The sequence below is a fragment of the Desulfosarcina sp. genome, from assembly GCF_033791525.1.
Taxonomy (GTDB): domain Bacteria; phylum Desulfobacterota; class Desulfobacteria; order Desulfobacterales; family Desulfosarcinaceae; genus Desulfosarcina.
Genome location: NZ_JASJGN010000070.1, coordinates 1 through 13865, shown reverse-complemented (window position 1 = coordinate 13865; position 13865 = coordinate 1). Strand labels below are relative to the sequence as shown.

The following is a 13865-nucleotide window of genomic DNA, read 5'->3' as shown; positions in this document are numbered from 1 at the left end:
CAAATAAATCACAATCACTAAAATTCCAAACCTCAACAAACCAATATTGAGGAACCCGTAAAAAGTCGAAATGTCCTCTTTTTTGTCATCCCCGCGTAGGCGGGGATCCACAAGTTTCAGATAGTTATAGACTCCCGCCTTCGCGGGAGTGACACTGTTTGCGACTTTTTACTGGACCATCAATATTGGAAAAATCAAAATGACGATCAACGGTTGGTTTTTGCCCTTATTTGAGATTTGGGCATTATGGGTTGGAATTTATTTGGACTTTGGAAATTGTAATTTGTTGTTTCCGGTTTATCCGGATTAGGGCGCAAGAAAGATTAGCGTACCATAGTTTGTGGCAGGGTAACGTGCTGCCCAGCCACCATCAAATAGTCCTTGGCCAGACACCCATCCTGATGCAGGACAATTTTTTTCAGATCAAAGGCTTTCTTCAACCGGCTGATATTCTGTTTGTGCAGACCTTGCACGCGGGAAACCATGCAGGGGTGGACAGATATGGTCAGGGGGTCCGGCCGCTTTTCCATCCTGTCCAATGCGGATGAAATGGCATCGAGAACCATTTCCCCATGCACCAGGTGCCCGAAGGCCGGGTGGTAGGGTCCGGCGATAAAGCCGCCCGAACTGGTCAATCCGTCCGAGGCCTGGAGCCCCATGCGGACGACCGGTATGTGATGGGTGTCGAAATAAAGGAACAGCCGTTTCACCAGGGTGACACACGCTGCCAGCGCCATGGGGTGGTAGCGACCGTCTCTGTATCGTCCGGCCAACTGGCTGCCCTCCAGGACAAGGGTCGGATAAATCCTTACAAAATCAGGCTCCAACTCGGCAATCCGGCGGGCCGTTTCCATGGCGCCGTCGTCGTCGTCCTCGGGAAGCCCCACCATCATCTGCAGGCCCATCTCGTAACCCCGATTTTTCAGCAGATCGGCGGCGACCACCGTGTCCGATGCCCGGTGCCCCCGTCCGGCGGCATCGAGAACCTGATCGTTCATGGACTGAACGCCTAATTCCACTGTGGAGACCGGAAACCCGTCCAGCAGGTTCAGGGATTCCTGACTGATGGTGTCCGGCCGTGTGGAGAAGCGAATGCTGTCCACATCCTTTGCCCGCACAAAGGGCATGGCCGCCCCCAGCAGTGACCGGATGGTCTTTTTCTCGAGCCCCAGAAAGCTGCCGCCGAAAAAGGAGATCTGGGTGGTGGAGGGCCGTTTTTTGCCGTATTTTAAAAATCGGCGCACCGCCTGTTGGATCTGGTCCGCAGACGGCGTCTGGGCGGTCTTGCCGGTAATGGCGCGCTGGTTGCAGAAAATGCACTGGTGGGGACATCCCATGTGGGGGATGAATATGGGGATGATCAGGGGTTGGCCGACCGGTCTGGCACCGTCCCGGGTATCCATGGTCAAGCGGATCGATCCAACAGATCGAGGCCTGCCCGGGCGGCCTCCTGTTCGGCCATTTTCTTGCTTTTCCCATCGCCTTGGGCGGTGATCCCGGCCACGGTCATCTGAACCCTGAAGGTCTTGTCGTGATCCGGGCCAATCTCATCGAGGACCTCATATCGGGGCACGTCGTGATGGATCGACTGGACGCGTTCCTGAAGCATGCTCTTGAAGTCGGTTTCATAGCGCGTGCGGTTGGCGAAGCGCAGCCGTTCACGGAACTGATTTTCCACAAATCCAGACGCGGCATCGAATCCACCATCGATATAAATGGCGGCGATCACCGCCTCGGTGGCATCTGCCAGAATCGAGTTTTTTTTCCTGCCGTCGGTCAGCGCTTCCCCTTTTCCCAAAAGCAGGTGGGGGCCGAGACCGATCTCCCGGGCAATGGCGGCCAGTTCGGTTTCATTGACCAGTTGCGCCCGGTTTCTGGACAATTCTCCCTCGGTCAGGTCCGGGTATCGTTTCATCAGAAGATGGCTGATGGCCAGGTTCAGCACGGCGTCTCCTAAAAATTCCAGGCGCTCGTTGCTGGTGATGCCGGTTTGGGGCTGCTCATTGACAAAAGAGCTGTGGCGAAGGGCAGCCGTCAGCTGTTCCGCACTGTTGAACCGATACCCGAGCGCACTTTCCAGGTTGTTTTGGGTGGTGTTTTCGGGAGTCGGGTCCTCCATGCTCATTTCTCCAGGCGTGCCATCAGGCGTTCATAAAGAAGATAGGGTACATGAAAGCTGCCCTGACCTACACCCATCCGGATCCCCGGGGTGATGGCACCGTGAAAGTCAGTACCACCGGTGATCAGGAGGTTGTGTTTCAGGGCCAGCTGGCAATAACGGGCTGTGGCGGCTTCGGGATGTTCGGGATAGATGGCTTCGATGCCTTCAAGCCCCATGTCTTTAAGCGTCAGCAGAAACGGTTCGAAGTGGTCTAAATCGGCCGCGTCATTCAGATACGGGTGGGCGAGCACCGCCACACCTCCCGCGGATTTGATAGCCTCAATGGCATCAATCATCGGCACTCGGTATTTTTCGACATATGCCGGTTTGTTTTTTCCTAAAAACCGGTCAAATGCGTCGTCAATAGAATCGGCCAGGCCTTTGGCGACCATCAGTCGGGCAATATGAGGGCGTCCGGCCGTGGCATCACCGACGATCGGGGACAATTCGGCCATGGATATATCCATGCCCATGGCGCTGAGCCTTTCGATTATCTGGGGGTTGCGGTTTTCGCGGGAGGATTGAAGGACGGTCAGCAGCTTATTCAGGGATACATCCGTAGGATCTAACCCGTATCCGAGAACATGGACGCTGCCTCCGGAAGAATACCCATCGGGTGCCGCGGCGCTGATTTCAATTCCGGTAAGAAATTCAAGGGACCGGGGAATTCCATTCGCAATGGCTGCGGCTGAACCGGAAATGGTGTCGTGGTCGGTAATGGAGACGGCTTTCAGGCCGAGCTGAACGGCCATCTCCACAATTTTGGGTGGTGTCAGGGTGCCGTCGGAAGCTGTTGAGTGGACATGCAGATCGATGCCGGCATGCGGGTCAGATGCCAAGGGCTTTTTCAAAAGCCTCCTCTTTGGTCTTGCAATCGATGCACTGGGTGGTGACCGGTCTTGCCTTGAGCCGCTCTATGGAAATGTATTCACCACACTTGTCGCAGATACCAAAGGTGTCGCTTTCGATTCGATCAAGTGCCTTTTTCACTTTCTTGATCAGCTTGTGCTCACGATCGCGAATGCGAAGCATGAAGTTGCGATCCGATTCCAGCGCTGCCCGATCCGTGGGGTCCGGAAACGTCTCTTTCTGTTCCGTCATGCCCGAAACGGTTTCGCCTGCATGACTCAGCAGTTCCTCTAGCCGCTCGTGAAGGAGCTCTTTGAAAAAATTTATATCTTTTTTGTTCATCGCTCAATCCCGATTGAAGGTTTCTATTTTTAACAAAAAACGGAAGCTAACACAAGGATATGGGCATGTAAAGTGCTTTTATATCATCATCGTCGATCCAGGCGATCTGAATTTAATCAAATATTCAGGTAGTTGGTCGTATCTTTTGGCTTTCAGGACAGCGCTGACATCAGCGTATCCAGCGTCTTCATGTTGCTGACAGCAAAGACCCTATGGTCATAATCCGCTGGAACATTTTTTTTCAGCAGACCCGTCAGAACTCTTCCCGGACCGACTTCCACGAACACGTCCACCTTTTCTGATACCAGGCAACGGATCGTATCGTACCATCGCACCGGGCTACACAGTTGCCGGGCCATGAGGCGCTGGATTGCTTTACCGTCCTCACAGCGGTCAGCCGTAACGTTGTGGATGAGTGTGTTTGCCGGTGAACTGAATGGAAAGGTGTTCAGAAAGGCCGTGAATTCATCTTCGGCACCCTTGATCAAATCGCTGTGCCAGGCGCCGCTCACCTTGAGGGGAATCGCCTTGGCGCCCCTTGATTTAGCCGTTTCCGAGACTGCCGCCACCGCTTCAGGGGCACCGGTAACAACGATCTGCTGTTCGGAATTGTGATTGGCTACGGCAAGCACCCCCGTTCCCGTGCTCCGGCCGACTTGCACCAGCGCGTCCACCGCCTGGATATCCAACCCGATGATGGCGCTCATGGCACCTTTGTGTTTCAACGATTCCCGGTGCATCAATTCGCCCCGCTTGAACACCAGGCGAAGGGTATCGGCCATGCTAACAACCCTTGCTGACGCCAGCGCACTGTATTCACCCAAACTGTGGCCCGCAGAAAAATAGCAAGTGATCCCGGCATGTTGAATGGCTTCCAGACAAGCCAGGTTGACGGCCGTAACGGCCGGCTGCAGATTGACGGTTTCCGTCAAGGTATCCATCGGGCCTTTAAAACAGTATTGGGAAATGGGAACACCGGCAATATCATCGGCGGCGGCGAAGATTTCCCTGACAAAGTCATATTCCTGAAACAGGTCAAACCCCATGCCTACCGTTTGAGAGCCCTGTCCGGGAAATAAGAATGCGATTTTTTTCAATGATTTTCCTCCAAATTGAAGAGTTTGCGCGTCAGGTCCAAAGCAACGGATTTGTTGCCGCGGCAGCCATCCTTTTTTAAATAATCCGTGGGCTCGTGGAGAATTTTATTTACCAGGGCGCCTGTCATGCGTTGGATGGCCCGTTTGTCCGATTCGGAGAGATGGTTTAACGACACCAGGGTCTTTTCCAATTCCTGCCTGGCCATGGTTTCCACTTTGCCTCGCAGAGAGACGATGGTCGGCACCACCTTGAGGGTATCAACCCATTGGTGAAAGCCAATCACCGCCTCGTCGATGATTCGATGGGCTTTTACGGCCTCCCGGTTGCGGTCATCAATGTTTTCGTCAACGATTCCCTTAAGGTCGTCGATGTCGTAAACATAGGCATTATTGATCCGGTTGATGGCTGGATCGATGTCTCTGGGAACGGCGATGTCAATGAAAAACAGGCTGCGGTTGCGGCGGCTTTTCATGGCTGCCTTAATTTGATTTTTCTGCAGCACGTATTCGGGGGCGCCGGTGGAACTGATGACGATGTCCACATCGCTGATGCAGTCGATAATTTCTTCGAATTTAATCGCTTTGCCTCGAAAGCGGTTGGCCAGTTCGACGCCGCTGGAAAAAGTGCGGTTGGCCACGGTAATCGTGCCGGCCCGGTTGCGGATCAGATGGTCGACGGCCAGTTCGGCCATTTCTCCGGCGCCGATCAGCATGATGCGCTTGCCTTCAAGATCGCCGAAGATCTTTTTTCCCAGTTCGATCGCGGCGTAGCTGATGCTCACCGCGTGGCCGCCGATACCGGTTTCCGTGCGCACTTTCTTGGCCACCATAAAGGTGCGGTGAAGCAGCTTGTTGAGGATCACACCGGAGGTCTTCTCCACGGTGGCCTTGCGATAGGCCTCTTTCATCTGTCCGAGGATCTGGGGTTCTCCCACCACCATGGAATCGAGACTGGCGGCCACTTGCATGGTATGCCGGACGGCTTCGTCGCCGACATACTGATAGAGGGCGTTTTCAAACTGGGAAAGGGGCACTTTCTTGAATTCGGCGATAAACGCTTTGGCAATGCGGACCGCCGCGTCGCGCTCATCGACGGCCATGAGTAGTTCGATCCGATTGCAGGTGGAAAAAAGAACTGATTCTCCGATGGTCGGGTTGCCCCGGAGCATCACCAGTGCCCGGTCGGTTTCCTCGGCCGTAAAGGCAATACACTCCCGAACATCAACCGGGGCGGTTTTATGATTCAATCCAAGCAGTACGATATCACGCATAGTAGTAGACTATCACTGTCGGCCCGCGATACGCTTCATCTGAGGCAGAAGGGGCCGGGTTTATTTAATCGATCTACATGGCCGTAAAGGTTCCGTGGTGACCCTGCAGCAGAAAGTTGACCCCGAAAAAAGTGAAGAGAATGACGCAAAAACCGATAATGGCCATGATTGCCGCCCGTCTTCCCCGCCACCCATCAGTCAGCCGCTCGTGGAGAAGTGCCGCGTAAAATAGCCAGGTGACGGCGGACCAGACCTCCTTGGGGTCCCAGCTCCAGAATCTCCCCCAGATGGCTTTGGCGTAAACGACACCGGTAATCAGACCGATGGTAATCATCGAGAAGCCCACGACGATGCTGGCATAGCCGGTGGTGTCGAGCAGGTCCAGTGATGGCAGGCGGCTGAAGAAAAACCCCCGGGTTTTATTTTTAATGGTGTTTTCCTGAAGCAGGTACAACATGCCTAAACCGCATGCCAGGGCAAAGGCGGCATTGCCCAGGAATATGGTGACGATATGGGCGGCCAACCACCAGCTTTTCAGCAACTGAGGGTCCTGGCTCACGGGCCTGGGCATCTGGTAGGCGGCGATCATTATCAGGGTGATCAGCGGTGCGGCATAAATACCCAGCACTTTAAGCTTATACCTGAAGAAAAAGGCCAGAAATACCGCCGCGATTGCCCAGCCGGTGACCGACAGGGTCTCATGGAGGTTGTTGACCGGAAAATGGCCCGCTCGGATGCCGCAGGAGACCAGGGAAACCGTGTGCAGGGCAAACCCGGTTGCCATCAGTCCGACGGCAGTCCGCTGGAGGACCGCTTTCTGAAAAAAAAGATAGCCGAAATAGCAGGCACAGCTGAGCATGTAACTAAGGGTCGCGATGATGAAAACGGGCTCCATGTCACTCCTGGGGCTGCTGGTTGGATGGCATCAACTGGTGGTATCGGTAGCCGGGGCCCAGAACCCTTTCCAGTAGCTGGTCAATCCGGTCAATCTCTTGGTCTTTGATCAAGGCAACCAGGTCGCCGTCGATCAGCTGTTCGAAAAGGGGTTTGTGCACTTCCGGTTCGTGGGCGCCGGCAAGCAGTTTGCTCCGGATCGCGCCCATCAGCTCCAGCACCACGCCATATTCGGGGCCGAACTGGGTTTCAAGGCGTTTTCGGACATGTTTGGCAAAGGCGGGGCTTTTGCCGGCGGTGGAGATGGCCATGACAAAACTGCCCCGCCGTACAATGGCCGGGAGGATGAAATTGCAAATTTCCGGCCGGTCGGCAATGTTGCACAGCAGGTTCAGGCGCTCCGCGTCAGCGTTGATCTGACGGTTCAGCGTTTCGTTGTCCGTGGCGCCGATCACCAGAAACATGCCTTCCACATCCGAGGCTCGATAGGCGCGCTGTTTCAGGAGGATGGCCTTTTCGTCGGCCAGTTGCTTAACGGTTGGAGAGACCTCAGCGCTGACTACGGTCACCACTGCGCCGCATTGAACGAGGGTGTCCACCTTCCGACTCCCCACCCGTCCACCGCCGACCACCAGGCATTGTCGGCCTTTAATATCAAGATTTACCGGATAGTATCGCATATCCACCGTTAGAGGGTCAGGGTCATCAGGTCCCAGGCCAGCACAACCAACCCATTATAGGTGCTCCGGCACTGATTTTCAATATCGGCGGCTTCGCATGCCGGATAAAAATGAGTCAGCACCAGGCGCTTAACATCAGCTGCCTGGGCTATTTCTCCGGCGAGTGCGGGGGTTAGATGGCCATCGACTTTCTGATCATCGGGAAAAGCTGATTCACAGATCATCAGATCGGCATCGGCGGCGATAGCCGTCAAACCGTCGCAGACATCGCTATCCCCGGAATAGACCAGTGTTTTACCCTCGGCATCGACAATGCGATAGGCTAAACTTTCCGGCCGGTGGGCCACAGGCATGGAAGTAACGGTAATGGATGAAAATGAGTGGCGATCAGCCTTTTGCGTATCGAGTTCAACGACAGTGAGCATTCCGGGAGGCAGCACAATCCAGTTGCCGTAAACCGATTTCAGGCGTTCGAAAAAGGACAGGAACCCCTGTCCCGCCACAATGGTCAGGGGTTGTTTCTGGGCGGAGGGTGCCGGATACTTCAAGGCGAACAGGAAAGAGGCCAGTTCGCCGATGTGGTCCGGGTGAAAATGGCTGAGAAAGAGGTAGGAAATGTCGAAGATGGAGACATCGACTTCCAGCAGGCGGCGCATGATCCCCGGACCACAGTCGAAAAGCAGGTTTTCCCCGCCGGTTTTCATTAGAAAGGAGCAAGGGTTGCGCTCCAGCGACGGCACACAGGTTCCCGATCCCAGAATAGTGATATGGCTTTGCAAGGCACGGATCCTCCCTGATAAAGTTGATCGACCGGACCCACTTTAGGATGAACCCGATAAGATTACAACCGGAAGAAAATAGTTCGTCGCCGATAAGCGATGGGTTGGATTGAAAAAAATGGAGCCGGTTTCTGCTTCCCGATAAAGAGGTTCGCAACGGGTGTTTTTGACTTCTTTACTTATTCGGCAGCAACGACTGCACAATCATGATGCTTGACATGGATGAATGGTATTTGTTATTTCAGCCGCAATTCGAAAACTATTTAGAATCTATAAATCTAACCGGCGAAATTATTCTTTTTCAGCTGTGCGTTCGGCGTCCAATCATCTTATCCTATTAAGAATAAACGTCATTCAATAGGGTGAGATACCCCATCCGGCCCGAGATTTCTGCCGGATGAAAAAGACGACTGATGGAGCATCACGGAAACACCGTTTGTTCGACTATAAAAAAAACAGGGACTGGGCGGAAAATCTGACCATTGTCATGCAGCTGGGGCTGACCATGGCCGGCTGCATCGTTTTTTGTTTCTTTGTGGGACATTATCTGGATAAATGGCTGGGACTAAAGGGGGTCTTCACCACGGTGTTTATCCTGCTCGGCGTTGCCGGCGGCGCCAACGTCTGTTATCGACAGATACTGGAAATCACCGAACCGAAAGACAAGGCGGATCCTGATGGAGACGGACACAACGGTTCTTGACACACAAAAAAAGTACGGCTCGCGGGCGTTGGTGCTGGCCATTGGCGCCGGCCTCCTTTTTCTAGCCTTGGGCCAAAAAGAGGTTTGCCGTGGATTGGTTCTTGGCGGGGTGTTCAGCGCCGTCAATTTTGCACTCATGGGCCAGGCGCTGCGCTTCCGGCTCAGCGACAATCGCAAGGCGGCTACCGGGCGGTCTCTGCTTTCCCTGCTTTTGCGTTATGCGCTGCTGGCGATACCGCTTGTTTTGGCCGTGCGGTCTGACCGGTTTAATTTTCCAGCCACGGCAGCAGGTCTATTAATGGTTCAACTGGTGATCATGATCGAACATGGTTCCCGGTTGATTTTCAATGCTGTCAAACACTGAACCAAGGGCGACGTTACATGGGAGAACTCGGAAGAATTCATCAGCTGATCATACCGATTTTCGGCTATTCGATGACTTTCAACCTCGAGGTCATTCTTATGACCTGGATCGCCTTTTTGGTGATTTTTGTGCTGGGTTTTTTAATGGCGCACAAACGGGGCATGGTGCCGGAATCCATGCAGGTGTTTGGGGAACTGCTCGTTTCCAATCTCTACAAACTCACAGAAGACGCCTTGGACAAGGAGATGGCCAAAAAATACGGTCCCTTGATCTGTGCGCTTTTTCTGTTTCTGCTGGTATCCAACTGGCTGGGCATCGTTCCTCACCTGGATGAACCCACCAAGGACCTCAATACCCCCTTGAGCCTCGGTTTGATGGGTTTTGTCATCGCCCACGTCGCAGGGATACGGAAAAAAGGGTTTAAAAACTATGCCAGCGAATATTTTCAGCCGATCTTTTTCATGGCGCCACTGAATATCATCGGCGAGTTTGCCAAAATCGTATCCATATCCTTCCGTCTGTTCGGCAATATCATGGGCGGGTCGATCATCATCCTTGTGGTCTCCTATCTCACCTACAGCATTTTGCTCCCGCCTTTTCTTTACGCATTTTTCGGCATGTTCGTGGGTACGATTCAGGCGTTTGTTTTTACAATGTTAACGGTTGTATACATCTCAGTCCAGGTGAATTAGATGATGGATCTCGATGTTCAGGCCTGGGTTAAGGTCGCCGCGTTTGCCGGCGGGGGTATCGCCATGGGGCTGGGTGCGGTCGGCGCCGCCATCGGCGAAGGATATACCGCTGCCCAGGCCAATCTGGCCGTCTCCAGAAACCCGAAGATTTCTGGAGATATCTTCAAAAACATGCTGGTGGGGCAGGCGGTTGCCGAATCGGCCGCCATTTTTGCGTTGGTGGTCGCTATCCTGCTTCTATTCCTGGACAAGGGGAATCCAACGCTGCTCAAGGCGGCCGCCCTTTTCGGAGCGGGCCTCAGCATGGGATTCGGGGCTATCGGTTCGGGTGTCGGGTCCGGGTTTCCCGGAGGCCAGGCCTGCCTGGGAATATCCCGCCAACCGGCGGTATCCAACAAGCTCACCACCAACATGCTTATCGGATCCGCCGTTTGCCAGACCCCGGCGATCTTCTCCATGGTGGTGGCACTGATGCTTCTGTTCATGGATTTTTCCAATGCACCCCTTCATCCCACGTGGGCTGCGCTGGTGGGGGCAGGCCTGAGCACGGGGCTGGCTGCCATTGGTTCGGGATACGGCGGTGGCATGGCCGCCGGGGCCAGTTGCGAGGGGGTTGCCCGTCAGCCGGAGGTGGTAGGAAATATCACAACCATTATGCTGGTGGGCCAAGCCGTGGCCCAGACGCCATCCATTTTCGGATTGCTGGTTAGTTTTATCCTGATGTTCAAAACCTTTCCCGAATCCATGCAGCTGCAAGCGGCCATGGCGCTGCTGAGTGCAGGACTTTGTACGGGCCTTGGCGGCATTGGACCGGGCGTGGGCAACGGCATGGCGGCGGAAGGCGCCGTTCGCTGGGTGGCCCGCAACGTCACACATGCGGCCGATCTCATGCGGACTATGCTGGTAGGCCAGGCCGTCTCCCAGTCCACGGCCATCTATGCGATGGTGGTCAGCCTGGTGTTGATCTTTGTCTTGTAGGTTTAAGGATTTCGGCGACTTTCCGGTCGCTTAGATTTAATATATTCAAATACATGATGATAAAACGGTAACCGAGGAGGAATATCATGGCCATCGAAGGAGCAGACATTGTAAAAGCGGCAGCATTTTTAGGAGCAGGTATTTCCATGGGGCTAGGCGCAATCGGTCCCGGTGTGGGAGAAGGAATGGTGGCCGCCAAAGCGTGCGAGGCCATCGGCAAGAACCCCAAGGAAGCAGGACTGTTGACCCGAACCATGCTGGTGGGCCAGGCTGTCTCCGAATCAACCGGTATCTATTCCCTGGTTGTCGCGCTGTTGCTCCTGTTTGTGGTGTAGCGGGCCACCACGAATGCCGGCATTTTGAACCGGCCATACGTTGGCATTCTCGGATCAGTCTCAACCTGCCGCCCAGGTATCTAAAACATGGAACGGCAAATATTCAACAGAGAGCGTCCACCATGGAAATTATTGCGACCAACGCGCTGATCAGTATCAATGAGACCGCTATTGTCCAGCTGGTCTCTTTCCTGATATTTCTTTATGTCATGAACCGGATTATGTTCCGCCCGCTGCTCAGCACCATTTCCCAGCGGAAGGAGTTAATCTCCGATTTCCAGAAAGATATCATTTCAGGGAAAGAAGATCTGGTTCGAGTAGGCAAAGATCTTGATCGCGAGCAGGCCAAGGTCATCCAAGAGGCCCAAAATGTTGTTCTTTCCCTTGAAACAGAAGGGGATCAGCGGGCCTCGGACATCTTGGAGGATGCACGGCAACAGATTTCAGAATTAAGGCATGAAACGGAGACCCGGGTAAAAGACCAAGTAAGGCAGGCTCGCATGGAATTGGCCGGGGAGGTGGAGGCCATTACTTTGACGATCATGGAAAAAGTGCTTCATCGGAGGCTGTAATCATGAAGTTGACTGAAAGAGCCGGTGTGCTGTGCGTCACGACCCTGTTTGCGGGATTTCTTATGGTGGCTCTTCCTGCAGCGGCCCAGGCCGCTGACGTCCAATGGAGACCCACTTACGACGTGGCAATGCGCTGGATCAACTTTATCATCCTTGTCGCAGTGATCGTAAAATATGCCAGAGAACCCATCAAAGATTTTTTAAAGCTGCAAAAAAGTGACATCGTTTCTGAACTTGGCGAACTGGAATCCGAAAAAGCCAGAATAATTAGCGAAATCAAGGAAGTAAAAACGAAGGGGGCTGAAAACCGACTCCACTTCCAGGAACTGAAAGATCGACTGATTTCCCAGGGAGAGACCCGCAAACAGCAAGTCGTGGAACAGGGCAGGCAACAAAGTGCAATCATGCTGGTAGAGGCTCGGCGTAAGATGGAGAATCGGATAACCCAGGCCAAGGCCGGCCTCAAAATGGAGTTGCTGGATATGGCCATCGATCAAGCGACGGTAAAACTGCCAAGCGTAATGACCGCTGGAGACACCCAGCAGCTTTTGGATGATTACATGAGCAGTCTTCACGCCTGAATGAATGAGTGTCTCACCCAAGGGACTTTCCTTATTATACTCTTTAGCCGATCTTTCTTTGCAGCTTGACAGCGCCATCATTTTTCATTAGGGAATCCTCGGTTCTACTTTCGTCACACCAACCTCTATCAATCGCCGTTTTAGGACCAAACGGGCAGGACGGGACGTCTATCATGGAAAAAAATGCCTCCATCGAAACATTTATCAAGGACCAGATCGAAAAGTGGAAAAATCAAACCCGGACCCATATACCGGTAATCACCATCTCTTCGGAACCGGGAAGTGGGGGACGGGTCATTGCCCAGGGGCTGGCCAAACGGCTCGGCATCGATTTGTTTGACCGTAACATCGTAAAGGAAATTGCTGAAAGTGCCCGCATCAGTGGCGCCGTGATCGAAACCATGGAAAAAGACCGGCTCTCCGGAATCAAGGATTTTATTTCATCCCTGGTGAACGACCGCTATCTATGGCCGGGGGTTTACCTGGATCATTTGATGAAAGTGGTTGCCGCGATCGCCAGCCATGGCAATGCCATCATTGTCGGCCGCGGGGCCAACTTCCTGATTCCGGCGGAAGACCGGTTGAGTATTCGGGTGATTTCGCCATTGGATACCCGGGTGAATAACGTGGCCAAGGAATTCGGCGTTACCCGCGAAGAGGCCAAGCGGCGGGTGATCAACCGGGAAAACCGGCGATCCGCCTTTATCCGCCAATCCTTTAATGCAGACGTCGCCGATCCTCGCAATTATGATTTGGTAGTCAACACCCAGAAACTGGACATGGACGCCTCGCTGGGCGCGGTGATTGGCATGGTGGTCGGCAGCAAAGATACGGTGGTAACAAAACCGGCGGCATCTAACACCAAAAAGAAATAATTCTTGCGGTCATCAGACCGATTGTCGATACGCTGGAAAAAAAAGCAGCGCCGGTATTATCAGATTGCCGGCGCTGCTTCTCTTTTGTTCGGTCCCATTCTTCGCCTTTATTGGGAGGGCGCCCTGTTTGACATTGGGTCGTGAGTGAATTAAAAGAGTCATTTTTTCCAGGACGTGGTAGTTTCGGGAAGCCGCCGTCATTTACCCTGTCAAAAAATACGGTTTTCTCGGTCGACGCATCGCTCAATCCAATTTGGACGATGTGCGTTTTTGATATTCATCATCCAATTCGTGAAAAGGATTAAAGATGGAAGGTGCCCTGCTTCCGATTGTCGTTTTTCTGGCGGTCTATGTGGCCCTGACATTTGAACTGGTCAACAAGGCCGTTGCCGCGCTGCTCGGCGTGATGATCCTGCTGGTGCTCCACGTGGTCAGCGAGCACCAGGCCGTCGAATTCATCGACTTCGAAACCATCATGCTGCTGCTGGGCATGATGTCCATCGTGGCCATACTGAGAAAATCGGGCTTTTTTTCGATCGTCTCGGTCCGGATCGCCGAGTTGACCCAGGGCAGTCCGCTGAAAATATTGATTCTCTTTTCGATTGTCACCGCCGTCCTGTCCGCTTTTCTGGACAACGTGACCACCGTGCTGATCATCATCCCCATCATCATCGAACTTACCGCGGGCATGG

At 53.6% G+C, this 13865-nt stretch carries 18 protein-coding genes; 9 read left to right on the top strand and 9 right to left on the bottom strand.

The window, feature by feature from the left end:
- Window positions 1-323: 323 nt before the first annotated feature.
- The 9 genes from QNK41_RS03520 to QNK41_RS03480 all read right to left on the bottom strand — a co-directional run bounded on the left by QNK41_RS03520 (window position 324) and on the right by QNK41_RS03480 (window position 8073).
- A complete protein-coding gene (locus QNK41_RS03520) occupies window positions 324-1403 on the bottom strand; it encodes an elongator complex protein 3 (protein WP_319253804.1) in 1080 nt (359 codons plus the stop codon).
- 2 nt (window positions 1404-1405) lie between these two features.
- A complete protein-coding gene (rnc, locus tag QNK41_RS03515; RefSeq protein ID WP_319253802.1) occupies window positions 1406-2119 on the bottom strand; it encodes a ribonuclease III in 714 nt (237 codons plus the stop codon).
- Between the two features lie 2 nt (window positions 2120-2121).
- Window positions 2122-3012, bottom strand: a complete 891-nt coding sequence (locus tag QNK41_RS03510; protein ID WP_319253800.1) for a PHP domain-containing protein — start codon at window positions 3010-3012, stop codon at window positions 2122-2124.
- Window positions 2990-3352, bottom strand: a complete 363-nt coding sequence (dksA, locus tag QNK41_RS03505) for an RNA polymerase-binding protein DksA (protein ID WP_319253798.1) — start codon at window positions 3350-3352, stop codon at window positions 2990-2992. The genes QNK41_RS03510 and dksA overlap by 23 nt, the downstream gene beginning before the upstream one ends.
- A 152-nt stretch (window positions 3353-3504) precedes the next feature.
- A complete protein-coding gene (gene fabD / locus QNK41_RS03500) occupies window positions 3505-4449 on the bottom strand; it encodes an ACP S-malonyltransferase (protein WP_319253796.1) in 945 nt (314 codons plus the stop codon).
- Window positions 4446-5720 carry a glutamyl-tRNA reductase gene (hemA, locus tag QNK41_RS03495; RefSeq protein WP_319253794.1) on the bottom strand — a complete coding sequence of 425 codons (1275 nt, stop codon included), beginning with the start codon at window positions 5718-5720 and terminating at the stop codon, window positions 4446-4448. The genes fabD and hemA overlap by 4 nt, the downstream gene beginning before the upstream one ends.
- A 73-nt stretch (window positions 5721-5793) precedes the next feature.
- Window positions 5794-6615, bottom strand: coding sequence for a c-type cytochrome biogenesis protein CcsB (gene ccsB, locus QNK41_RS03490; RefSeq protein WP_319253792.1), 822 nt, complete (start codon window positions 6613-6615; stop codon window positions 5794-5796).
- Between the two features lies 1 nt (window position 6616).
- Window positions 6617-7294 (bottom strand): bifunctional precorrin-2 dehydrogenase/sirohydrochlorin ferrochelatase, encoded by a 678-nt coding sequence (locus QNK41_RS03485; RefSeq protein WP_319253790.1) that lies wholly within the window; start codon window positions 7292-7294, stop codon window positions 6617-6619.
- 8 nt (window positions 7295-7302) lie between these two features.
- Entirely contained in the window at window positions 7303-8073 is a 771-nt protein-coding gene (locus tag QNK41_RS03480; protein WP_319253788.1) for an MBL fold metallo-hydrolase, read from the bottom strand.
- A gap of 436 nt (window positions 8074-8509) precedes the next feature.
- On the opposite strand from QNK41_RS03480, the gene QNK41_RS03475 reads away from it, so the two are divergent.
- The 9 genes from QNK41_RS03475 to QNK41_RS03435 all read left to right on the top strand — a co-directional run.
- On the top strand, window positions 8510-8776 hold the full coding sequence (locus tag QNK41_RS03475; RefSeq protein WP_319253786.1) for an AtpZ/AtpI family protein: 267 nt from the start codon (window positions 8510-8512) through the stop codon (window positions 8774-8776).
- Complete coding sequence (locus tag QNK41_RS03470; RefSeq protein WP_319253784.1) at window positions 8751-9140, top strand: ATP synthase subunit I; 390 nt, start codon at window positions 8751-8753, stop codon at window positions 9138-9140. Before QNK41_RS03475 ends, QNK41_RS03470 begins: the two co-directional genes overlap by 26 nt.
- Window positions 9141-9157: 17 nt before the next feature.
- Entirely contained in the window at window positions 9158-9832 is a 675-nt protein-coding gene (gene atpB, locus QNK41_RS03465) for a F0F1 ATP synthase subunit A (protein ID WP_319253782.1), read from the top strand.
- Entirely contained in the window at window positions 9833-10810 is a 978-nt protein-coding gene (gene atpE / locus QNK41_RS03460; protein ID WP_319253780.1) for an ATP synthase F0 subunit C, read from the top strand. It begins immediately after the preceding gene.
- 86 nt (window positions 10811-10896) lie between these two features.
- Window positions 10897-11145 (top strand): ATP synthase F0 subunit C, encoded by a 249-nt coding sequence (atpE, locus tag QNK41_RS03455; protein WP_319253778.1) that lies wholly within the window; start codon window positions 10897-10899, stop codon window positions 11143-11145.
- A 122-nt stretch (window positions 11146-11267) separates the two neighbouring features.
- Window positions 11268-11717: an ATP synthase F0 subunit B gene (locus QNK41_RS03450; protein ID WP_319253776.1), complete on the top strand. Its 450-nt coding sequence runs from the start codon at window positions 11268-11270 to the stop codon at window positions 11715-11717.
- A 2-nt stretch (window positions 11718-11719) separates the two neighbouring features.
- On the top strand, window positions 11720-12298 hold the full coding sequence (locus tag QNK41_RS03445) for an ATP synthase F0 subunit B (protein WP_319253774.1): 579 nt from the start codon (window positions 11720-11722) through the stop codon (window positions 12296-12298).
- A 173-nt stretch (window positions 12299-12471) separates the two neighbouring features.
- Window positions 12472-13173 (top strand): cytidylate kinase-like family protein, encoded by a 702-nt coding sequence (locus tag QNK41_RS03440; RefSeq protein ID WP_319253773.1) that lies wholly within the window; start codon window positions 12472-12474, stop codon window positions 13171-13173.
- A 307-nt stretch (window positions 13174-13480) separates the two neighbouring features.
- Window positions 13481-13865: SLC13 family permease (locus QNK41_RS03435; protein WP_319253771.1), on the top strand; the 385-nt coding region annotated here is incomplete at its 3' end.

What these genes read in the sequence shown, in the direction of transcription:
- QNK41_RS03445 (WP_319253774.1), top strand. Translation starts at nt 11,720, where the DNA reads ATGAAGTTGACTGAAAGAGCCGGTGTGCTGTGCGTCACGACCCTGTTT.
- QNK41_RS03450 (WP_319253776.1), top strand. Translation starts at nt 11,268, where the DNA reads ATGGAAATTATTGCGACCAACGCGCTGATCAGTATCAATGAGACCGCT.
- QNK41_RS03440 (WP_319253773.1), top strand. Translation starts at nt 12,472, where the DNA reads ATGGAAAAAAATGCCTCCATCGAAACATTTATCAAGGACCAGATCGAA.
- QNK41_RS03470 (WP_319253784.1), top strand. Translation starts at nt 8,751, where the DNA reads ATGGAGACGGACACAACGGTTCTTGACACACAAAAAAAGTACGGCTCG.
- QNK41_RS03520 (WP_319253804.1), bottom strand. Translation starts at nt 1,403, where the DNA reads ATGGATACCCGGGACGGTGCCAGACCGGTCGGCCAACCCCTGATCATC.
- rnc (WP_319253802.1), bottom strand. Translation starts at nt 2,119, where the DNA reads ATGGAGGACCCGACTCCCGAAAACACCACCCAAAACAACCTGGAAAGT.
- atpB (WP_319253782.1), top strand. Translation starts at nt 9,158, where the DNA reads ATGGGAGAACTCGGAAGAATTCATCAGCTGATCATACCGATTTTCGGC.
- ccsB (WP_319253792.1), bottom strand. Translation starts at nt 6,615, where the DNA reads ATGGAGCCCGTTTTCATCATCGCGACCCTTAGTTACATGCTCAGCTGT.
- QNK41_RS03485 (WP_319253790.1), bottom strand. Translation starts at nt 7,294, where the DNA reads ATGCGATACTATCCGGTAAATCTTGATATTAAAGGCCGACAATGCCTG.
- dksA (WP_319253798.1), bottom strand. Translation starts at nt 3,352, where the DNA reads ATGAACAAAAAAGATATAAATTTTTTCAAAGAGCTCCTTCACGAGCGG.
- hemA (WP_319253794.1), bottom strand. Translation starts at nt 5,720, where the DNA reads ATGCGTGATATCGTACTGCTTGGATTGAATCATAAAACCGCCCCGGTT.
- atpE (WP_319253780.1), top strand. Translation starts at nt 9,833, where the DNA reads ATGATGGATCTCGATGTTCAGGCCTGGGTTAAGGTCGCCGCGTTTGCC.
- atpE (WP_319253778.1), top strand. Translation starts at nt 10,897, where the DNA reads ATGGCCATCGAAGGAGCAGACATTGTAAAAGCGGCAGCATTTTTAGGA.